The sequence below is a fragment of the Lysobacter sp. genome (assembly GCA_013141175.1).
Taxonomy (GTDB): Bacteria; Pseudomonadota; Gammaproteobacteria; order Xanthomonadales; family Xanthomonadaceae; genus Lysobacter_I.
Window position 1 is genome coordinate 3,781,895 of the sequence record JABFRN010000001.1, and the last position, 19,559, is coordinate 3,801,453.

The 19,559-nt window shown below is 64.5% G+C and carries 19 protein-coding genes; 7 read left to right on the forward strand and 12 right to left on the reverse strand.

The features are described from left to right. Nucleotides 1–28 precede the first annotated feature (28 nt). Nucleotides 29–2,632, forward strand: coding sequence for a bifunctional aconitate hydratase 2/2-methylisocitrate dehydratase (locus HOP03_16650; GenBank protein NOT89787.1), 2,604 nt, complete (start codon nucleotides 29–31; stop codon nucleotides 2,630–2,632). Between the two features lie 84 nt (nucleotides 2,633–2,716). Here HOP03_16650 and HOP03_16655 read toward each other — a convergent pair whose 3' ends face one another. From HOP03_16655 to HOP03_16670, 4 genes are all read right to left on the reverse strand, one after another. Continuing rightward, nucleotides 2,717–3,328, reverse strand: a complete 612-nt coding sequence (locus tag HOP03_16655) for a DUF489 family protein (protein ID NOT89788.1) — start codon at nucleotides 3,326–3,328, stop codon at nucleotides 2,717–2,719. Nucleotides 3,329–3,334: 6 nt separating this feature from the next. After that, nucleotides 3,335–4,495, reverse strand: coding sequence for a tRNA 2-thiouridine(34) synthase MnmA (gene mnmA, locus HOP03_16660; GenBank protein ID NOT89789.1), 1,161 nt, complete (start codon nucleotides 4,493–4,495; stop codon nucleotides 3,335–3,337). Between the two features lie 64 nt (nucleotides 4,496–4,559). Then, nucleotides 4,560–5,021, reverse strand: a complete 462-nt coding sequence (locus HOP03_16665) for an NUDIX hydrolase (protein NOT89790.1) — start codon at nucleotides 5,019–5,021, stop codon at nucleotides 4,560–4,562. Nucleotides 5,022–5,052: 31 nt separating this feature from the next. Continuing rightward, complete coding sequence (locus tag HOP03_16670) at nucleotides 5,053–5,835, reverse strand: hypothetical protein (GenBank protein ID NOT89791.1); 783 nt, start codon at nucleotides 5,833–5,835, stop codon at nucleotides 5,053–5,055. Between HOP03_16670 and HOP03_16675 the strand changes: the two genes are divergently transcribed. The 3 genes from HOP03_16675 (at nucleotide 5,834) to clpA (ending at nucleotide 9,240) form a co-directional block, all read left to right on the forward strand. After that, nucleotides 5,834–6,238, forward strand: a complete 405-nt coding sequence (locus HOP03_16675; protein ID NOT89792.1) for a hypothetical protein — start codon at nucleotides 5,834–5,836, stop codon at nucleotides 6,236–6,238. The genes HOP03_16670 and HOP03_16675 overlap by 2 nt on opposite strands. 119 nt (nucleotides 6,239–6,357) lie before the next feature. After that, complete coding sequence (gene clpS, locus HOP03_16680) at nucleotides 6,358–6,678, forward strand: ATP-dependent Clp protease adapter ClpS (protein ID NOT89793.1); 321 nt, start codon at nucleotides 6,358–6,360, stop codon at nucleotides 6,676–6,678. A 279-nt stretch (nucleotides 6,679–6,957) separates the two neighbouring features. Further along, nucleotides 6,958–9,240, forward strand: coding sequence for an ATP-dependent Clp protease ATP-binding subunit ClpA (clpA, locus tag HOP03_16685; protein NOT89794.1), 2,283 nt, complete (start codon nucleotides 6,958–6,960; stop codon nucleotides 9,238–9,240). Nucleotides 9,241–9,308: 68 nt separating this feature from the next. Here the strand turns inward: clpA and infA are convergent, their stop codons facing one another. The 6 genes from infA to HOP03_16715 all read right to left on the reverse strand — a co-directional run bounded on the left by infA (nucleotide 9,309) and on the right by HOP03_16715 (nucleotide 13,745). Next, nucleotides 9,309–9,527, reverse strand: a complete 219-nt coding sequence (gene infA, locus HOP03_16690) for a translation initiation factor IF-1 (protein ID NOT89795.1) — start codon at nucleotides 9,525–9,527, stop codon at nucleotides 9,309–9,311. Nucleotides 9,528–9,615: 88 nt separating this feature from the next. Beyond that, nucleotides 9,616–10,356 (reverse strand): leucyl/phenylalanyl-tRNA--protein transferase, encoded by a 741-nt coding sequence (locus HOP03_16695; GenBank protein ID NOT89796.1) that lies wholly within the window; start codon nucleotides 10,354–10,356, stop codon nucleotides 9,616–9,618. Then, complete coding sequence (locus tag HOP03_16700) at nucleotides 10,353–11,495, reverse strand: N-acetyltransferase (GenBank protein NOT89797.1); 1,143 nt, start codon at nucleotides 11,493–11,495, stop codon at nucleotides 10,353–10,355. Before HOP03_16700 ends, HOP03_16695 begins: the two co-directional genes overlap by 4 nt. Continuing rightward, nucleotides 11,492–11,923: a GNAT family N-acetyltransferase gene (locus tag HOP03_16705; protein ID NOT89798.1), complete on the reverse strand. Its 432-nt coding sequence runs from the start codon at nucleotides 11,921–11,923 to the stop codon at nucleotides 11,492–11,494. The genes HOP03_16700 and HOP03_16705 overlap by 4 nt, the downstream gene beginning before the upstream one ends. A 6-nt stretch (nucleotides 11,924–11,929) precedes the next feature. Beyond that, on the reverse strand, nucleotides 11,930–12,883 hold the full coding sequence (gene trxB / locus HOP03_16710) for a thioredoxin-disulfide reductase (GenBank protein NOT89799.1): 954 nt from the start codon (nucleotides 12,881–12,883) through the stop codon (nucleotides 11,930–11,932). Between the two features lie 148 nt (nucleotides 12,884–13,031). Continuing rightward, entirely contained in the window at nucleotides 13,032–13,745 is a 714-nt protein-coding gene (locus HOP03_16715) for a pseudouridine synthase (protein ID NOT89800.1), read from the reverse strand. A gap of 146 nt (nucleotides 13,746–13,891) precedes the next feature. Here HOP03_16715 and HOP03_16720 point away from each other — a divergent pair, with 146 nt between their 5' ends. Beyond that, entirely contained in the window at nucleotides 13,892–16,246 is a 2,355-nt protein-coding gene (locus HOP03_16720) for a cell division protein FtsK (protein ID NOT89801.1), read from the forward strand. A gap of 147 nt (nucleotides 16,247–16,393) precedes the next feature. Here HOP03_16720 and HOP03_16725 read toward each other — a convergent pair whose 3' ends face one another. Beyond that, nucleotides 16,394–16,639, reverse strand: coding sequence for a hypothetical protein (locus HOP03_16725; protein NOT89802.1), 246 nt, complete (start codon nucleotides 16,637–16,639; stop codon nucleotides 16,394–16,396). Between the two features lie 296 nt (nucleotides 16,640–16,935). Here HOP03_16725 and lolA point away from each other — a divergent pair, with 296 nt between their 5' ends. Together lolA and HOP03_16735 are read left to right on the forward strand one after the other, a co-directional pair. Next, a complete protein-coding gene (lolA, locus tag HOP03_16730) occupies nucleotides 16,936–17,544 on the forward strand; it encodes an outer membrane lipoprotein chaperone LolA (GenBank protein ID NOT89803.1) in 609 nt (202 codons plus the stop codon). A gap of 50 nt (nucleotides 17,545–17,594) precedes the next feature. After that, the gene (locus HOP03_16735; GenBank protein NOT89804.1) at nucleotides 17,595–18,287 is read left to right on the forward strand and encodes a hypothetical protein; all 693 of its coding nucleotides are present in this window, start codon (nucleotides 17,595–17,597) and stop codon (nucleotides 18,285–18,287) included. A gap of 72 nt (nucleotides 18,288–18,359) precedes the next feature. Here HOP03_16735 and HOP03_16740 read toward each other — a convergent pair whose 3' ends face one another. Beyond that, the gene (locus HOP03_16740) at nucleotides 18,360–19,379 is read right to left on the reverse strand and encodes a hypothetical protein (GenBank protein ID NOT89805.1); all 1,020 of its coding nucleotides are present in this window, start codon (nucleotides 19,377–19,379) and stop codon (nucleotides 18,360–18,362) included. Nucleotides 19,380–19,559: the final 180 nt, after the last annotated feature.

The window sequence follows — 19,559 nt, forward strand, 5'->3', positions numbered from 1 at the left end:
CGCCACACGTCCATCCAGGAGTTTCCCCATGCTCGCCGCCTACCGCCAACATGCCGCCGAACGCGCCGCGCTCGGCATCCCGCCGCTGCCGCTGACCGCGCAGCAGACCGCCGAGGTCATCGAACTGTTGAAGGCGCCCCCGGTCGGCGAGGAAAGCGTTCTGGTCGGGTTGATCAGCCAGCGCGTTCCGGCCGGCGTCGACGATGCGGCGAAGGTCAAGGCGTCGTACCTGGCCGCCGTCGCCTTCGGCAAGGAACCCTGCCCGTTGATCAGCCGCGAACGCGCGACCGAATTGCTCGGCACGATGCTCGGCGGCTACAACATCCATCCGCTGGTGGAACTGCTCGATGATGCGGTCGTCGGCACCATCGCCGCCGAAGCGCTGAAGCACACGCTGCTGATGTTCGACGCTTTCCACGACGTGGAAGAGAAGGCGAAGGCCGGCAACGCCAACGCCAGGTCCGTGCTGCAGAGCTGGGCCGACGCCGAATGGTTCACCAGCAAGCCGGAAGTGCCGCAGAGCATGACCGTCACCGTGTTCAAGGTGCCGGGCGAAACCAATACCGACGACCTGTCGCCCGCACCCGACGCCACCACGCGCCCGGACATCCCGATGCACGCGTTGGCGATGCTGAAGAACACCCGCGAAGGCGCGCCGTTCAAACCCGAGGAAGACGGCAAGCGCGGCCCGATCCAGCAGATCCTCGACCTCAAGAACAAAGGCCATCTCGTCGCCTATGTCGGCGATGTGGTCGGTACCGGCTCCAGCCGCAAGTCCGCGACCAACTCTGTGCTGTGGTGGACCGGCGAGGACATTCCGTTCATTCCGAACAAGCGTTTCGGCGGCGTCTGCCTCGGTTCCAAGATCGCGCCGATCTTCTACAACACGATGGAGGACGCCGGCGCGCTGCCGATCGAACTCGACGTGTCGCAGATGCACCAGGGCGACGTGGTCGAGCTGCGCCCGTACGACGGCAAGGCACTGAAGAACGGCGAGGTCATCGCCGAATTCCAGGTCAAGTCCGACGTGCTGTTCGACGAAGTCCGCGCCGGTGGCCGTATCCCGCTGATCGTCGGTCGTGGCCTGACCGCGAAGGCGCGCGAATCGCTGGGCCTGCCCGTGTCGACCCTGTTCCGCCTGCCGCAGCAGCCCGCCGACACCGGCAAGGGCTTCTCGCTGGCGCAGAAGATGGTCGGTCGCGCCTGCGGCCTGCCTGTCGTGGACGGCAAGCAGCCGGGCATCCGTCCGGGTGCCTACTGCGAACCGCGCATGACCTCGGTCGGTTCGCAGGACACCACTGGCCCGATGACCCGCGACGAGCTGAAGGATCTGGCCTGCCTCGGCTTCTCCGCCGATCTGGTGATGCAGTCGTTCTGCCACACCGCTGCATACCCGAAGCCGGTCGATGTGAAGACCCACCACACGCTTCCCGAATTCATCTCCAATCGCGGCGGCATTTCGCTGCGACCGGGCGATGGCGTGATCCACAGCTGGCTCAACCGCATGCTGCTGCCCGACACCGTCGGCACCGGCGGCGACTCGCATACGCGTTTCCCGGTCGGTATCTCGTTCCCGGCGGGCTCGGGCCTGGTCGCGTTCGCGGCGGCGACCGGGGTGATGCCGCTGGATATGCCCGAGTCGGTGCTGGTCCGTTTCAAGGGCAAGCTGCAGCCGGGCGTGACCCTGCGCGATCTGGTCAATGCGATTCCGCTCTATGCGATCAAGGCCGGCCTGCTCACTGTCGCCAAGCAGGGCAAGCAGAACATCTTCTCCGGCCGCATCCTCGAAATCGAAGGCCTGCCGGATCTCAAGGTCGAACAGGCGTTCGAGCTGTCCGATGCCTCCGCCGAGCGCTCCGCCGCCGGCTGCACCGTGTATCTCGACAAAGAGCCGATCATCGAGTACATCAACAGCAACATCACGCTGCTGAAGTGGATGATCGCCGAAGGCTACGCCGACGCGCGTTCGCTGGCCCGCCGCATCCAGAAGATGGAAGCGTGGCTTGCCGACCCGCAGTTGCTGCAAGGCGATGCGGATGCCGAATACGCCGCTGTCATCGAGATAGATCTGGCCGACGTGCACGAGCCGATCCTGGCCTGCCCGAACGATCCGGACGATGTGAAGACGCTGTCGGAAGTGGCCGGCGCCAAGATCGACGAAGTGTTCATCGGCTCATGCATGACCAACATCGGTCACTTCCGCGCCGCCGCCAAACTGCTCGAAGGCAAGCGCGATATCCCGACCCGGCTGTGGGTGGCGCCGCCAACCAAGATGGACGCCTCCGAACTGACGAAGGAAGGCCACTACGGCACCTTCGGCACGGCGGGCGCGCGCATGGAAATGCCCGGCTGTTCGCTGTGCATGGGCAATCAGGCGCAGGTCCGCGAGGGCGCGACGGTGTTCTCGACCAGCACCCGCAACTTCCCGAACCGCCTGGGCAAGAACTCGAACGTGTATCTGGGCTCGGCGGAACTCGCCGCGATCTGCTCGCGCCTCGGCCGCATCCCGACCAAGGCCGAATACATGGCCGACATGGGCGTGCTCGACGCGCAGGGTGCGGAGATCTACCGCTACATGAACTTCGACAAGATCGCCGATTACAAGGATGTGGCGGATACGGTCGGTGCCTGAAACCCGGTCGGAACGTTCGACCGCAGAAAAACGAAGCCCGGCGAAAGCCGGGCTTTTTCGCTGTGTGGCGCAGGATTTTCCGAATCAATCCAGCTCCTCTTCGATCGCCGCCATCATCGCCCGCTTGCGCAGCACGAAATCCCACATCGTGCCGCCCATCTGCCGCCACAGCACCGCCGAGCGCAACGCGGCGAGGAGCAGGGCGCGGATCTCGGCGACCACGTCCGCCTGCTGCAGATAGTGCGGGTTGCCCTGGACGATGACCTTCGGGCGCAGATGGCTGACGGTGTCGGCATAAAGTTGGCCGAGCTTCGAGATCACGTCCGGATGGATGCTGCCCTGGCGCTCGGCGATGCTTTCGAGCGTGCGGATGCCATCGAGCACCTGCCGGGCCACCGCGTCGTCGGCGACGAAGCGTCGTTCGATCTGCAGGACCGACATGCCGAGTTTCGGCAACGCCTGGTCGCCGCTGCGGTCGGTGAAGTAATCGCGCAACAGCAGCAGACCGCCACGCAGGGATCGTGCATTGCCGTACACCGCATCGGCCGACGCGGCGTCGATACGGAACACGCTGTCGAGCGCATTGCGTTCGCCTTCGCCATCGGCGTGACCGGTGTCGGCGATCTGCCGCACCAGCTTCAGCGCCTGCAGCATGCCGGCAAGGGCGAGGACTCGGGAGCGTACATCCATGGTCATGTTCGGTCAGCTTTTCGTAGGAGCGGCTTCAGCCGCGATGAGCTGCAGGCGTGGCGTCTGCGGTGATGTCGGATCGGCGATGTGTTGTTCCAGTGGCGCATCGGTGGCTGCGATGACCGCGCCGCCGAGGCAGACCTCCCCCTTGTACAGCACCAGGGACTGCCCGGGCGTGACTGCGCGCTGCGGGCATGCGAACACGACAGCCAATGTGCCGTCGGCCCGCAGCTCGACCTCGCAGGCTTCGTCGTGCTGACGATAGCGGGTCTGCGCCGTGCAGGTGAAGCGTGCAGCGGGCGGCACGCCGGAAATCCAGTGAGCGGGCTCGGTCCACAGCCGGCTCGACATGAGATAGGGCGAGTCGGTGCCCTGATCGACGATCAGGGTGTTGTCGCGCACGCGCTTGCCGACCACGAACCACGGTGCTGCGGCGAAACCGCGCACGCCGCCGATCTGCAGGCCTTCGCGCTGGCCGAGCGTGAAATAGAACACGCCCGGATGCTCGCCGACCTGGCGGCCGTCGGGCGTCACCATCGGCCCTTGCTTCGCGGGCAGGTATTGCGAGAGGAATTCGCGGAAGTCGCGTTCGCCGATGAAACAGATGCCGGTCGAGTCTTTTTTCGCAGCGGTCGGCAGGCCGGCCTCGGCCGCCATCCGGCGCACATCGGTCTTGATCAGATCGCCCAACGGGAAAAGCGTGGCCATCAATTGCGCCCGGCCGAGCTGGTGCAGGAAATAGCTCTGGTCCTTGCTGCGGTCGGCGGCGCGCAAGAGCTGCCATCCGCCCTCGTGTTCGCGCACCCGGGCATAGTGGCCGGTGGCGATGAATTCGGCGCCGAGTTCGCGCGCGGCGTCGAGGAAATGCTTGAACTTGATCTCGCGGTTGCACAGCACGTCCGGATTCGGCGTGCGCCCGGCGGCGTATTCGGCGAGGAAATGCTCGAACACGCCCGACCAGTATTCGCTGGAGAAATCGCGGAAATGGATCGGCAGCCCCAACCGGCCGCAGACCGCCACGGCGTCGCGACGGTCGTCCTCGGCGCGACAATCGCCGCTGCCGTCGTCGGCCCAGTTGCGCATGAACAGGCCCGCGACCGATAGCGACGGGTCGGCGACGGCCTGGTTTCGCAACAACAGCGCCGCCACGGAGGAGTCGACGCCGCCGGACATGCCAACGATGATCCTGGGCGGGGTCTTTTTGGGCGAGCCGAGGGTCGCACTCACGACGTGCGGCTCACAGGTGCTGCAGCACCGTCAACGGCGACCGGCGACCGGCGAGGTGATCCGCGACGACCTGCCAGACCAGCGGACTGCGGTGATGTTCGCGCGCCGCCAGCAGTTCGTCCGGCGTGAGCCAAAGCGCTTGGACGATGCCTTCGTCGAGCGGTCGCGTCGGGTCGTGGCGTTCCGGTTCGGCAGCGAAGGCGAAGCGCAGGTAATGACGCCCGGTCTCGGGGGCTTTCCATTGATACGCGCCCAGAAACGCGGTCAGGCGCACGTCCCAACCGGTTTCTTCCCGGGTCTCGCGCAGGGCGGCCTCCAGCAGGCTCTCGTCGGGTTCAAGGTGGCCGGCAGGCTGATTGATGACCAGCCTGCCGCCGACCCGTTCCTCGACGCACAGCAGGCGACCGTCCGCGACCACGACCGTGGCCACGGTGACGTCCGGTTGCCAGAAGCGACCTTCGCGATAGGTCATGCGCCAGGATCCGTCGCCATGCGGGCAACGATCACAGGTCGTCCCGGTCGCCGCTGAACTTGATTTCCATATCGTCTGCGGTCTCCGCGGCGATATCCATCGCCGACTCCATCTGGGCGGCGTCCATGCTGTCCGGAAGCTTGATCACGAAATACAGCACGTCGCCGCTCAGTTCCCAGCCACCGAGCTTGTTCTTGCGGCTTTCGCCCAACAGTTCGAGTGCCTTGGCACCGTTGACGCCGTCTTTCTCGACCCGCGCCGCCGGCGAGAAGATCTCGCGGATGCTGAAGCCGCCAACGCTCTCGGTGTTGCCGCTGACGAACACCAGTTGGGTGCGTTTTTCCTTGGAATAGTTGTAGGTGACCTTGAAATCGCCGTCGTTGTCGACGGTGTACTTGACGCCGCGGGCATCCAGCCGGGATTTGACCGAGCCATCCTCGGCCTGTACAGCCGGCGCGAACGCACTGGCGAGGAACAAGGAGCCGACGAGCGCGGCGCGAACGGATGACGACATGGGCGATTCCCCTTGGACTGAACGGTCGGAATAACCGTTGCGGTCCGGCATTGTGTTCCGGCGGACCGGCCCTCGTCCACGGTACGAAAGGGGCCGTGCGGGTATGGCCGCTTCCAGGCGGTCGCCACCGATCGTCGCCACCGATCGTCGCCACGGATACCGAGCCGGCCCGCTATGTGTGCGCGTCTTGCCGAGCCGTCCGGTGACCTTCAGCGCGCGACTGGCCTGCTCTAGCGTGAGCACGGGGATTTCTGGACCGTCCTGGGGAGACGGCCCCATCACGAACAGGAGCTCTGCCATGAGAACGATCGCCAACCGCGGCATGTTGTTGACCTGTGGACTTGCACTTGCAATGGGCGTACCCCTCGATGCCCGCGCCGCCGCAACCGCGAATTTCCAGGGGGCATGCGCGTGGAACGTCGCCCATACCCAGTACGCCTGCAACTTCGACGCCAGTCGGCCCGTCTCCAGCCCGTCGAGCTGCACCGGATCGTTCATCTGGAAGTACCAGTGGGACTTCGATGACGGCTCGACGCTGTTGACCGGCAACCCGCTGGCGACCCATACCTTCCTGGACGGCCCGGAACGGGTCGTGACACTGAAGGTCATCTGCTGGAGCGGCGAGCTTGCGACCCGCTCGCGCCATGTCTGCAATCGGGTCGGTACGCCCGGCTGCATCAAAATCGATGGCCAATGGTATTGAGAACACACCGCTCCCGCCCCGGCACGATGCCGGGGCGGGAGCGAACACAGGGCGGCGTGCGCGATCGCGCATCGGCTTCAAAGCATCACTGCCCCTGAACGGCCCCGTATAATTCCCGGATGGCCAACCAGCACGAGCATGAGCACGATCACGGCGTCGCCGTCGAGACCAGCAAACCCGAGCTGGCGCGTCCGCCGTTGTATTCGGTCATGATCCTGAATGACGATTACACGCCGATGGATTTCGTGGTCGAGGTGCTGATGCGTTTCTTCAGCATGAACCTCGAAAAGGCCACGCAGGTCATGCTGCATGTGCACACCCGCGGCCGTGGCGTCTGCGGTGTTTTCACCCGCGAGATCGCGGAGTCCAAGGTGGCGCAGGTGAACGAATACGCGCGCCTCAATCAGCATCCCTTGCTGTGCACCATGGAAAAAGCCTGAGTCCACCCCCAACTCCTCGCCCGTGGGCTGGTATCGTTGACACGCATGGCGCGGAACTTGCATCTGTCCATGTGTTGAGCGCATCTTCATGCGGCATGGATCGCACGACCGAAGCATCCGCAGGCCGTCAGTAAGCGCTTCGGTACGACGCAGTGTTCCAGCTCCTCGGTATTCCGCATTGGGATGGCGCAACCCATCCTGAAACTTCCGGGGCCTGTTGTGACCTACCAAGGCACAGTTGGCCCCGACCGGCAGAACTTCTCGGAGGGTAGTGCGACCATGTTCAGTAAAGATCTCGAATACGCCATCGGTCAGTGCTACAAGCATGCCCGTGAGGCGCGACACGAGTACATGACCGTCGAGCACCTGCTCCTGGCGTTGCTCGACAACCCCTCCGCCGAAACCGTGCTCAAAGCCTGCAACGCCGATTTCATGCGGCTGCGCGGCGATCTGGAGCAGGCCATCGCCACCTCGGTCGCCATGTTGGCCGAGGACGATGTCCGCGATACCCAGGCGACATTGGGCTTCCAACGCGTCCTCCAGCGCGCGGTCTACCACGTGCAATCCTCCGGCAAGAGCGAAGTCACCGGCGCCAACGTGCTGGTCGCGATCTTCGGCGAGAAAGACTCGTACGCCGTCTACTACCTCAACCAGCAGGGCATCGCCCGGTTGGATGTCGTCAATTTCCTGTCGCACGGGATCGCCAAGACCGGTGAAGGCACCGAGTCGAGCAGTCAGGACGCGATCGAGCCCAGCAGCGACACCGAAGCGGGGGAGGGCAAGAACGATCCCCTGGCCGAGTTCACCATCAACCTCAACGCGTTGGCCCGCGAGGGCAAGATCGATCCGCTCATCGGCCGCGCCGAGGAAGTCGAACGCACGATCCAGGTGCTGTGCCGCCGACGCAAGAACAACCCGCTTTACGTCGGCGAAGCCGGCGTGGGCAAGACCGCACTCGCCGAGGGACTCGCACGCCGGATCGTCGACGACGAGGTGCCTGAAGTCCTGTCCGGCGCCACGATTTTCTCGCTGGACCTCGGTGCGCTGGTCGCCGGCACCAAGTATCGCGGCGATTTCGAGAAGCGCCTGAAATCGGTGCTCGCGGCGTTGAAGAAGATCCCGCAGGCGGTGCTGTTCATCGACGAAATCCACACCATCATCGGTGCGGGATCGGCCAGCGGCGGCACCATGGATGCCAGCAATCTGATCAAGCCGGCGCTGGCCTCCGGCGAGCTGCGCTGCATCGGCTCGACCACGTTCCAGGAATATCGGGGCATCTTCGAGAAGGATCGCGCGCTTGCGCGTCGCTTCCAGAAGATCGACGTGGTCGAACCGACCATCGGCGAAGCGGTCGAGATCCTGCGCGGGTTGCGCTCGAAGTACGAGGCGCACCACAACGTCAGCTATGCCGACGACGCCATCCAGGCGGCGGTCGACCTGTCGGTCAAGCACATCCACGACCGGCTGCTGCCGGACAAGGCGATCGACGTGATCGACGAAGCCGGTGCGCGCCAGCAGTTGCTGGCGCCGGAACTGCGCAAGAGCCGGATCGACGTCGAGGAAGTCGAGATCATCATCGCCAAGATGGCGCGGATCCCGGCCAAGCAGGTCAGCGCTTCCGACAAGGACGTGCTGCAGCATCTCGAACGCAATCTGAAGATGGTGATCTTCGGCCAGGATCCTGCGATCGAAACCCTCACCTCCGCGATCAAGCTCGCGCGCTCGGGGCTGGGCAATCCCGACAAACCGATCGGCAGCTTCCTGTTCGCGGGTCCGACCGGCGTGGGCAAGACCGAGGTGACCCGCCAACTCGCGCTGCAGCTGGGCATCGAGCTGGTCCGCTTCGACATGAGCGAATACATGGAGCCGCATTCGGTGAGTCGCCTGATCGGCGCCCCCCCTGGCTATGTCGGCTTCGACCAGGGCGGCCTGTTGACCGAGAAGATGGTGAAGACACCGCACTGCGTGCTGCTGCTCGACGAAGTCGAGAAGGCGCATCCGGACATTTTCAACATCCTGCTGCAGGTCATGGACCGCGGCGTACTGACCGACACCAACGGCCGCGAGGCCAATTTCCGCAACGTGATCGTGGTGATGACCACCAATGCCGGCGCTGCCCACGCGGCCCGTCGTTCCATCGGTTTCACCAAGCAGGACCACAGCACCGACGCGATGGAGATCATCCGCCGGAGTTTCAGCCCCGAGTTCCGCAACCGGCTCGATGCGGTGGTGCAGTTCCAGGCCCTGGGCTTCGATCACATCCTGCGCGTGGTCGACAAGTTCCTGATCGAGTTGGAAGCGCTGCTGCACGAGAAGAACGTGTCGCTGTCGGCGACGCCGGCCGCGCGCGACTGGTTGGCCGAGCATGGCTTCGACCCGCTGATGGGGGCCCGCCCGATGTCGCGGGTCATCCAGGACAAGGTCAAGCGCCCGCTCGCGGACGAGCTGCTGTTCGGCAAATTGATGGGCGGCGGACGGGTCGCGATCGATGTCCGGGACGACGAACTGGTCGTCGAGGCGCAGGCCGAGCTGGAAAAGCTCTTGCCTGCGACCGTCGTCTAAGGCCGCTGCAGGCTCTGAAAGCGACAAGGCGGCCATTGGCCGCCTTGTTTTTCAATGCATTGCACGAATTACTTCATGCGGTAGGTGATTCGTCCCTTGGTCAGGTCGTATGGGGTCATTTCGACCTTGACCTTGTCGCCGGTGAGAATGCGGATGTAGTTCTTGCGCATGCGCCCGGAGATGTGGGCGATGATCTCGTGGCCGTTCTCGAGCTTCACCCGGAACATCGTGTTCGGGAGGGTCTCGGAGACCGTACCTTCAAATTCAATGACGTCGTCTTTCGCCATGCGCCTTGGGCTGCCGTTGAGGTCGGGCACAAAGGCCCAACGAAGCCGCACATTCTGCCACGCAACGGCACCAATCGCAAAGAAAGCGTTAGCCGTACGCCAGATCGCATAGCGGCAGCGTGCCGAACGCGGCTGTCCAGGGACCGATTCGACCGGATTCGGCGATCCGTGCAGCGACTTCGGCCAGAAAACGATCGCGGGGCCATGTTTCGGCGCCGCTGCGCAGCAGATGCGGGTTTTCGACCTGGGCATCGATCAGGCCCCATTCCCAATCGTGCAACTGCCCGGCAAGAACGGCGAGCGCCGCCTTCGAGCCGCCGGACGCCAGGCTGACCATGCTTTCGCCGAAGAACATGCGGCCGACGGCGACCCCATAGACACCGCCGACCAGACCGCCATCGCCATCGAATACCTCGACGCTGTGCGCATGCCCGAGTCGATGCAGGGCGAGATAGGCCTCGCGCATCTCATCCGTAATCCATGTGCCGTTCTGCCCCGGCCGGGGCATGGATGCGCAGGCATCGATGATGTCGGCGAACGCGGTATCGGCCCGTGCGACCCAGCCGCTGTTCCGCAACTGCCTGCGAAAGCGGCGCGAAAGATGGACGCCATCGGTACGGAACACGGTGCGTGGATCCGGCGACCACCACAGGATCGGCTGATCGTTGGAATACCAGGGGAAGATGCCATGGCGGTAAGCGTTGAGCAGACGCTCCGGGTGGAGGTCGCCACCTGCAGCCAGCAAACCATCGGGATCGCGCAGCGCGGCCTGAACCGGCGGAAAGAGCGAAGACGGATCGGAGGACAGCCACGGAAGACGCAAGCTCATCGCGAGTCTTCCGGAGCCGCTCGGAACGGGGAGTGAGTCGAGAGCTGCGCGGCATAGCGCCGCACTTCGACCGCTTCTTCTTCGCACCAGCGCGCCAGCGGCGCGGCGAAACCGGGATCGGCTATCCAGTGCCGGCTGCGCACGAACGCTGGCAGAAAGCCGCGATCGATCTTGTGCTCGCCCTGCGCGCCGGGCTCGAACCGGGTCAGGCCTTCGCGCAGGCAGTAATCGATCCCTTGGTAGTAGCAGGTTTCGAAATGCAGGCCGGGCAGGGTGCGCACCGCACCCCAGTAGCGGCCATACAGGGTGTCGCCGCCGCGCAGGCACAACGCGCCGGCGATGGTGTCGCCTTCGTGATCGGCGAGGATCAAGACCAGTTGCCGCGGCATCGTCCGCGCCAGATGACGCAGGAACGCGAGCGTCAGTGCAGGCGAGTTGCCGTAATCGGCGAAGGTCCGCAGATAGAACCCGTGCATCGCCGCCAGATCCGCCTCGCTGGCTTCATCGCCGTGGACGATGCGGAAGGTCGCGCCGCTGCGCGAGGCCTTGGCGCGCTCCTGGCGGATGTTCTTGCGATGTTTGTGATCCATCGCGCCGAGGAAATCGTCGAAACACCGCCACCCGGCGGCGTTGCGCCAGTGGTATTGCACATCGATGCGCTGCAGCCAGTCGGCGCTGTCGTCACAGGCCGCATCATCACGTTCGTCGGGAAAGTTGATATGCGCGGAGGAACAGCCTGTCTGACGGGTCATTTCGATGATCGCCGCGAGCAGCTGTCCACGCGCACCGGGGTCGCGCGCGAGCAGCCGAGGCCCGGTCACCGGCGAATAGGGCACCGCGCACAGCCACTTCGGATAGTAGTCGCGCCCGTAGTGCGCATACGCGCGCGCCCAGGCGTGGTCGAACACGAATTCGCCGTGCGAGTTCGCTTTCAGATATCCGGGGGCCGCTGCGATCAGCGTGTCGTTGTCCCAGAGCATGAGGTGACGCGGCGTCCAGCCCCAGTCCTCGCGCAGGCAGCCGTGCTGCTCAAGTCCGGAGAGAAATGCGTGACTCACGAACGGATGGCAATCCGCGTGCAGCGCATCCCATGCCGCGGCAGGCAGCGCGCCGAGCGAGGACAGCAGGCGAACGATCATTCCCGCGGCGGCAAACGATAGACATCCGGATCGTGCATCTGCATATGCCGCTCCGGCTGCGACAGTGTCGTGAAGCCGAGCTTTGCATAGAGCGGCTGCATGTCGCGGGTGACGAGATGCCAGCGGCGCAGTCTCTGCAGGCGCGGGTCGGCCATCAGCGCTTCGACGATGGCGCGACCATAGCCGCGGCCACGGTACTGTGGCAGCACGAAGACATCGGCGAGGTAGGCGAACGTCGCCTGATCGGTGATCGCGCGTGCGAAAGCGACCTGGTGGTCATCGAGATGGCCACTGAAGCAGATCGAGTGCCGCAACGCGCGTTCCAGCGTCTCGCGCGGGATGCCGGCGGCCCAGTAGGACTCGCCGGACAGGAAACCATGGACCAGCGCGAGATCGAGATCGTCGAAATCCGCACTGATCCGCAGCATGGCCGCTCAGCCTTCCTTGTCCAGGAAGCGCTCGGCGTCGAGTGCGGCCATGCAGCCGAAACCGGCCGAAGTGATCGCCTGGCGATAGACCTGGTCGGCGACATCGCCGGCGGCGAACACGCCCGGGACCGAAGTCTGGGTGGCGTTGCCGTCGAGGCCGGTCTGGATGGTCAGGTAACCGTTCTTCATCGCCAGCTGGCCTTCGAACAGCGTGGTGTTCGGGGTGTGGCCGATGGCGACGAAGAACCCGTTGACCGCGATATCGCGGGTGCTGCCGTCCAGCATCGACTTCACGCGCATGCCGGTGACGCCGGCATCGTCGCCCAGCACCTCGTCGACGGTGTGATGCCAGACGGTTTCGATCTTGCCGGCCTGTACCTTCGCGAACAGTTTGTCCTGCATGATCTTCTCGGCGCGCAGGGTGTCGCGGCGATGCACGAGATAAACCTTGCGGGCGATGTTCGACAGATACAGCGCTTCTTCGACTGCGGTATTGCCGCCGCCGATCACGGCCACGTCCTGATTCTTGTAGAAGAAGCCGTCGCAGGTGGCGCAGGCGGACACGCCGCGGCCCTTGAACGCTTCCTCGGATGGGATGCCCAGATACTTGGCTGTGGCGCCAGTGGCGATGATCACCGCGTCGCAGGTGTATTCGCCGCTGTCGCCCTTGAGACGGAACGGGCGCTGCGACAGGTCGGCGGTATGGATGTGGTCGAAGATCACTTCGGTATCGAAACGCTCGGCGTGCGCCTGCATCCGCGTCATCAGATCCGGGCCCATCAGGCCGTGGGCATCGCCCGGCCAGTTGTCGACTTCGGTGGTGGTCATCAGTTGCCCGCCCATCTGCAGCCCGGTGATCACCACCGGCTTGAGATTGGCGCGCGCGGCGTAAACGGCGGCGGTCCAGCCAGCGGGGCCGGAGCCGAGGATGACCAGCTGGGTATGCTTGGAAGTGCTCATGGGGTCTCGGGATCGGAAGAAAGAACGGCCCGGAACCGGTCCGGGCGAGCTGTCTGACATTGTAGACAACGCGGGTCGAATCAAGGCGTGCGGCCGGCACGGTCGATGCCGTGCGCGGAACGCTGTATCGCTATCGGGTGTGGTTCGCTTACCAGTCGTCGTGGCCGGGCAGCAGCCCGCGCAGTTCGGCGTCGGTGAGATTGCGCCACTGGCCGGGCTTCAGATGCCCGAGCTTGATGTTGCCGATCCGCACCCGCAGCAATTGCTTCACCCGCAGGCCGAAGTGCGCCGCCATCAGGCGGATCTGCCGGTTCAGGCCCTGCACCAGCACGATCCGGAACCCGCTGTGCCCGAGTTTGCCGGTCTTGCAGGGCAGGGTGGTCTCGCCGTGGATCGGCACGCCACGGCTCATTCCGCGCAGGAACTCGTCGGTGACCTGACGGTTCACCACCACCAGATATTCCTTCTCCAGCTTGTTTTCGGCGCGCAGGATCGCATTGACGATATCGCCGTTGCTGGTCAGCAGGATCAACCCCTCCGAATCCTTGTCGAGCCGGCCGATCGGGAAGATCCGCTGCTGGTGATCGACGAGATCGACGATGTTGTCCTGCACGTCCGCTTCGGTGGTGCTGGTCACGCCCACCGGCTTGTTCAACGCGATGTAGACGTGCCGGCGCTGACCCTTGGCGGCGGTCCGCGTTTTCAGCGCCTGGCCGTCGATCTGGACGGCATCGCCTTCGCCGACCTCGGACCCGACCCGGCCGCGCTGTCCGTTGACGGTGACCCGGCCTTCGCCGATCAGGCGATCGGCTTCCCGGCGCGAGCAGTAGCCGGTGTCGCTGATGTGTTTGTTGAGGCGCATAAGTGGCAATGAAGGAATAAGCCGTGCATCGTAGCCTGTAGGCCACCGGAAATACCGCCCGTAGTCCCGCCGAATCATCTCGTGCAGCATCGAAGATGCCTGTAAGATCAGCCCCCTAGACGCACTTTCTCAGGTATCCGGACACGGTGGCACGCGAGCTTTCCGACCGCAGCAGCAAACCCCGTCGCGCCGCCGTGGGCGAGACTCCCAAAGCGAGTCCGTTCCGGCAGCGTCTGGTGCGCGATATCGCGCTGATCATGATCGCGCCGTTCCTGCTGTACCTGCTGGTCTGTCTCTTCACCTTCTCGCCCGCCGATCCGGGCTGGTCGCATTCCGGCAGCGTGACTGCGCCGCTGCAGAACGCGGGCGGTCGGGTCGGCGCGTGGCTGGCCGATGTGCTGCTGTACCTGTGCGGCTATGTCGCTTTCCTGCTGCCGCTGATTCTCGGGGCGATCGCCTGGATCGCGCTGTTCGGGATGGACAGCGACGGCGATGGCGATGCGGATCTGGGGCCGGCGCTGCGACTGGTCGGAATCGTGGGTTTTCTGGTCGCGGCCACCGGCCTGCTGTACGTGAAGATCGGTGCGGCCCCGGATTTTTCGGCGGGGGCGGGCGGCATCCTTGGTCGTCTGGTCGGCGATTCGCTGTTCCGCGGCTTCGGCCCGGTCGGGGTGAATCTGTTCCTGATCGCGCTGCTGCTGATTTCGATCACCCTGGCCACCGGCCTGTCGTGGTTGGCGGTGATGGACCGCATCGGCGCACTGGCGTTGAAGATTCCACCCCTGTTCCGCAAGGGCACGCAGCAGGCGACCGAGTGGCAGCAGGCGCGGGCCATGCGCGAAGAGCGCGAGGAAGTGCGCAAGGTCGATACCGAGAAGCGCGCCAAGCGCGAGCCGGTGAAGATCGAGCCGCCGCCCGCGCCGGTTGTCGAAAAGAGCGAACGCGCCAAGCGCGAGCAGCAGATTCCGCTGTTCCACGTCGCCGATGGTTCCGGCATCCCGCCGCTGTCGCTGCTGGACGACCCCAAGCCGCAGCCCAAGGGCTACGACGAGGACACGCTGGAAACGATCTCGCGCCAGATCGAATTCAAGCTCAAGGATTTCCGCATCGAGGCGCAGGTGGTCGGTGCGTATCCCGGGCCGGTGATCACCCGCTTCGAGATCGAACCGGCGCCGGGCGTGAAGGTCAGCCAGATCAGCTCGCTCGACAAGGACATCGCCCGCGGGCTCAGCGTGAAATCGGTGCGCGTGGTCGACGTGATTCCGGGCAAGTCGGTGATCGGCCTGGAAACGCCGAACACCAAGCGCGAGATGATCTATCTCAGCGAACTGCTGCGCTCGAAGGAATACGACAAGTCCGCGAGTCCGCTGACCCTGGCGCTGGGCAAGGACATCGCCGGGCGGCCGACGGTCGCCGACCTCGCGCGCATGCCGCATCTGCTGGTCGCCGGCACCACCGGCTCGGGCAAATCCGTGGCGGTCAACGCAATGGTGCTGTCGCTGCTGTACAAAGCCAGCGCGAAAGAGCTGCGGATGCTGATGATCGACCCGAAGATGCTCGAGCTCAGCGTCTACCAGGGCATTCCGCATCTGCTGGCGCCGGTCGTCACCGACATGAAGGAAGCCGCGAACGGGTTGCGCTGGTGCGTGGCCGAGATGGAGCGTCGCTACAAGTTGATGAGTGCGGTCGGCGTGCGCAATCTCGCCGGTTTCAACAAGAAGGTGAAGGACGCGCAGGACGCCGGCCAGCCGATGCTGGACCCGCTGTTCCGCCCGAATCCCGAGCTGCAGGAAGCGCCGCCCACGCTGGAGCCGATGCCCTTCATCGTCATCTTCATCGACGAATTCGCCGACATGATGATGATCGTCGGCAAGAAGGTCGAAGAACTCATCGCCCGGCTGGCGCAGAAGGCGCGCGCCGCCGGCATCCATCTCATTCTGGCGACACAGCGGCCGTCGGTGGATGTCATCACCGGCCTGATCAAGGCGAACATCCCGACCCGCATCGCGTTCCAGGTATCGAGCAAGATCGACTCGCGCACGATCCTCGACCAGTCCGGCGCGGAAACGCTGCTGGGTCACGGCGACATGCTCTATCTGCCGCCCGGCACCGCATTGCCCGAGCGCGTCCACGGTGCCTTCGTCAGCGACGAGGAAGTCCATCGCGTGGTCGAACACCTCAGGCAGACCGGCGGTGCGCCCGATTACGTCGAAGGCGTGCTCGAGGAAATCCAGACGATGGGCGATGGCGTGGTCGTCGGCCCCACCGGCCTGCCGGAAACCGGCGGTGGCGGCGGAGACGAAAGCGATCCGCTGTACGACGAAGCGGTGAAGATCGTCACCGAAAGCCGTCGTGCGTCGATCTCGGGCGTGCAGCGCAGACTGAAGATCGGCTACAACCGCGCCGCGCGGCTGGTCGAAGCAATGGAGGCGGCGGGCGTGGTGTCGCCGCCTGAACACAACGGCGACCGTACGGTGATCGCGCCGCCGCCGCCGAGGTGAGTCGGCGTCTGTCGTGCGCACAGCACTTTCGGTTTTTTCGATCGCGATTCGACAACGCTGGTGCCGCCGCGCTTACCTGTCGATGCAAAGCCGACCGCGTCGCCGAAGCGACGCGGCGGGCCCATGACGCTACAACGGATCAGGCGCTCAGGCTGCGCAGTCGTCCCTCGGCACGGTGTCCGAATAGGGTGTGCGCACGCCCCATTCCAGGTAGCGCAGGCCTTCGCAGGTCACGACATCCCTGCCGACGTACTGGGTGCGGGCGGCGTCAGTGAAGTAATAGATCACTGCAGGTTGGGCCGGCGGTGGCGATGGTGGCTTGGCGACGACCGCGCCTGCGATCGCGCCGATCGCGCATAGTGCAAGGCAAGCCATGCGGTGGATGTTTTTCATGTGGTCTCCTCCATTGTGATGCAGCCGATTCGACTGCAAGCGCAATGTGATCGATGCGATCGATCCTGCAATGTGCCTGATCGCATCGTGACTGAAGACCGGATGCACGTCGCCACCCTGTCGTCCGGACTATCGATCGCATTGCATCGCGCTTGATTGCCGCAGGAACGTGGCCTGATCCTGAACCGATCTCACCGGTGAATCCGCAGGTGCAAGCGTCGAAAAGACGGCCTGTTAAACTGCGCCCACTTCGCATCCGGGACATTATTGTGATCCGAGTCTTTCGACGTCTGGCGATGCCCATCCTGGTATCGGCGCTGCTGTTCGGAGTGAATGCCCATGCCGGCGGACGCGAATCCCTCGACACCTTCACCAAAGGCCTGAAAGGCCTCGATGGCCAATTCAGCCAGCAGGTGTTCGACAGCAAGGGCAAACGCAAGGAATCCTCATCCGGCCGGGTCGCGCTGTCCGCGCCACGCTTGTTCCGCTGGGAATACCTCAAACCCTATCCGCAGCTGATCGTTGCCGATGGCAAGAAGGTCTGGGTGTACGACCCCGATCTGAAGCAGGCCAGCGTGCGTCCGCAAGGTGCGGAGGAGCAGAACAGTCCGCTTGCCGCGCTGATCGATCCGCAGCGGCTCGATCGTGATTTCAACGTCAAGGATGCCGGTCCCAAGGACGGTCTCGAATGGCTCGAACTCACGCCGAAGCAGGACGAAAACGCAGGCTTCCAGAATGCGCGGCTGGGCTTCGACAAGAACGGACTCGCGCGCATGCAGATCCTCGACGCGCTGGGCCAGCGCACCGACATCCGCTTCACCGGGTGGAAACGCAATCCCGCGTTCAGCGCCAAGACCTTCCGTTTCACGCCGCCGAAAGGCGCGGATGTGGTGGGCGCCCAGTGATGGCGGATGTTGCCGGTCCGCGTCCGGCCGCTTTCCACGTTTGTCGCGGCATGACGACTCCACGGCTCTGCGCATGGCCCTTCGCTGTGGCCCTGTGCCTCGCGACCGCGACTGCACTGGCGACAGGCCCCAAGCCGGCGACGCCGATCCCGCAATCCTCGAAAGATGCGCTTGCGCACGAACGTGAGACCCTCGACGGCGTGGTCGCGGCCTCGCTGGTAGGCGCACTGTCCGAACAGCTCGGCGACCGGCCGGTGAAGATCAAGCTGAAACATGTCGATGTGCAGGTCACCAGCCTGCGCGACCGGCTGGTCAGCGGGCAGGGCGAACTGCAGATCGACACGGCGCAGGATTGGATCGGCTTCCGTTTCAGCACGCTCTACGATGCGATTTTCGAAAGCGCCGGCTATCCCGAACTCAGCATCGGCACCGTCGGCCCCGGTGGACGTACGTTGCCGAACGACTCGAAACTCGTGCGCGAACTCGACGATCGCGTGGTCGGCATGCTCGGCAAGGAATTCGGCTACCAGCAGGTACGGCTGCAGTTGGATCGGATCGACACCATCGAAGCAGGTACGCGATATCTGCGCATCGATGCCGACGGAATCGCCGACTTCGGCATGGACGGCACCGCGCCCGCGCGGGTCGAGGCGCTTTACGATCGCGAACAGGATGCATGGTTGCGGGTGAGCTACACGCTTGATGGCACGCCACCTCCGGCGTCGCCGGCCAGTCTTCGATAGATCAACCGGCGAGACGGCCGGGGCTGTCGAACAGCCCCGGCCGCACTGCATGTTGCTGCGATAACCGTTGGCTCAGAAGTAGCCGCAAGTATCGGTATATCGGCCGCCGTTGGCGTCGACGCCGCCATTGGTGTCCCAGCTCAGGCTCACGCCTGAGCCCGATCCGCTGCGGGTCACTTGGGCGGATGCCGAGCCGGCAAAGCGGTGGGCGCATTTGGTTTCGGCCACCCAGCGCCCGGTGCGCCCGGTGGTGCCGCTGTTGAGGTCCCAGTCGCAGGAAACGTTATACCCCAGGCTTCCTGATCCGCTCGAACTGTTGCTGTAGCCATATGGCGCCGGATTGCAGCTGGAGTTGCAGCGGATACCCGCTTGCTGCCCGCCGAGGTTCTTGGTGACCAGGGTCACGCCGAATACGTTCTTGTAACGCTGCGTCCACGCTGCCCAAGTCAGAGATTTGCCGATGGCGTTGGTATTGCTTGCCAGCGCGCAGACCGCCTGCGTGCTGACGTCGCCGGCCGCCCGCGGGCGTTCCTCGTACTGGATCAACGGTTTGTAGCCGACGGCTTTGGCGAGCCTCTGGTTGTTCACGATCGAATCGAGGAACCCGATGCTGGGGTCGAACACCACGCAATGACCCTGCGATTCCCAGCACATTTCGATCGCCTGATGCTTGCGTGCGACGCCTTTGATCGATGTGCTGACCGCCAGCAGGCGATAAGTACCCAGATCGACCGGCAAGCCGACCGCATCGAAGCCTTCGACGCCAGCGTCGAGTTCATGGCGATCGATCACGGCCAGGTTGTCATTGAATCGCGCGTTGCGCAGCGCCAACGGCGTTTCGTCCGCTTCCAACTGATAGCGCGGCGCACCGACGATCTGTTCGAACGACCTGCCTTCCAGTTGTTTGAGACGTCCGGAATCGAGGATCCTGATCTCGAATGCGGCCTGCTGGCCCGAGGCCTGCGCGTAGTCCGCATACAGGGTTTCGGCATAACCAGGAACCGGTTTGGGTTGCACGGCCTGCAGGGATACGGCACCGACAGCGGCGACTGCAGCAACAGCGAGACTCGATATCAATACATTTGCCTTCATGGCGTTCATCCTTTGAAGTTGAGGGTTTTTCGATCCAGGAACCCGACGCCCCTCCTGGGCGACGAGCCCTCGCCGGTCCTCTTCACTGACGACCGGTGGGGCGGTGGCAAGGCATCCTATCTCTGCCGTGCGAGGTGCCGTTGCCAGCGTCCGGGCTCCACCTGCCAAGCACCATGAACC

What these genes read in the sequence shown, in the direction of transcription:
- HOP03_16725 (NOT89802.1), bottom strand. Translation starts at nt 16,639, where the DNA reads ATGAAAAACATCCACCGCATGGCTTGCCTTGCACTATGCGCGATCGGC.
- trxB (NOT89799.1), bottom strand. Translation starts at nt 12,883, where the DNA reads ATGAGCACTTCCAAGCATACCCAGCTGGTCATCCTCGGCTCCGGCCCC.
- HOP03_16695 (NOT89796.1), bottom strand. Translation starts at nt 10,356, where the DNA reads ATGAGCTTGCGTCTTCCGTGGCTGTCCTCCGATCCGTCTTCGCTCTTT.
- mnmA (NOT89789.1), bottom strand. Translation starts at nt 4,495, where the DNA reads ATGTCCGGCGGCGTCGACTCCTCCGTGGCGGCGCTGTTGTTGCGAAAC.
- clpS (NOT89793.1), top strand. Translation starts at nt 6,358, where the DNA reads ATGGCCAACCAGCACGAGCATGAGCACGATCACGGCGTCGCCGTCGAG.
- HOP03_16735 (NOT89804.1), top strand. Translation starts at nt 17,595, where the DNA reads ATGACGACTCCACGGCTCTGCGCATGGCCCTTCGCTGTGGCCCTGTGC.
- HOP03_16705 (NOT89798.1), bottom strand. Translation starts at nt 11,923, where the DNA reads ATGCTGCGGATCAGTGCGGATTTCGACGATCTCGATCTCGCGCTGGTC.
- infA (NOT89795.1), bottom strand. Translation starts at nt 9,527, where the DNA reads ATGGCGAAAGACGACGTCATTGAATTTGAAGGTACGGTCTCCGAGACC.
- HOP03_16700 (NOT89797.1), bottom strand. Translation starts at nt 11,495, where the DNA reads ATGATCGTTCGCCTGCTGTCCTCGCTCGGCGCGCTGCCTGCCGCGGCA.
- clpA (NOT89794.1), top strand. Translation starts at nt 6,958, where the DNA reads ATGTTCAGTAAAGATCTCGAATACGCCATCGGTCAGTGCTACAAGCAT.
- HOP03_16665 (NOT89790.1), bottom strand. Translation starts at nt 5,021, where the DNA reads ATGACCTATCGCGAAGGTCGCTTCTGGCAACCGGACGTCACCGTGGCC.
- HOP03_16740 (NOT89805.1), bottom strand. Translation starts at nt 19,379, where the DNA reads ATGAAGGCAAATGTATTGATATCGAGTCTCGCTGTTGCTGCAGTCGCC.
- HOP03_16675 (NOT89792.1), top strand. Translation starts at nt 5,834, where the DNA reads ATGAGAACGATCGCCAACCGCGGCATGTTGTTGACCTGTGGACTTGCA.
- HOP03_16650 (NOT89787.1), top strand. Translation starts at nt 29, where the DNA reads ATGCTCGCCGCCTACCGCCAACATGCCGCCGAACGCGCCGCGCTCGGC.
- HOP03_16655 (NOT89788.1), bottom strand. Translation starts at nt 3,328, where the DNA reads ATGACCATGGATGTACGCTCCCGAGTCCTCGCCCTTGCCGGCATGCTG.
- lolA (NOT89803.1), top strand. Translation starts at nt 16,936, where the DNA reads ATGCCCATCCTGGTATCGGCGCTGCTGTTCGGAGTGAATGCCCATGCC.
- HOP03_16715 (NOT89800.1), bottom strand. Translation starts at nt 13,745, where the DNA reads ATGCGCCTCAACAAACACATCAGCGACACCGGCTACTGCTCGCGCCGG.
- HOP03_16670 (NOT89791.1), bottom strand. Translation starts at nt 5,835, where the DNA reads ATGGCAGAGCTCCTGTTCGTGATGGGGCCGTCTCCCCAGGACGGTCCA.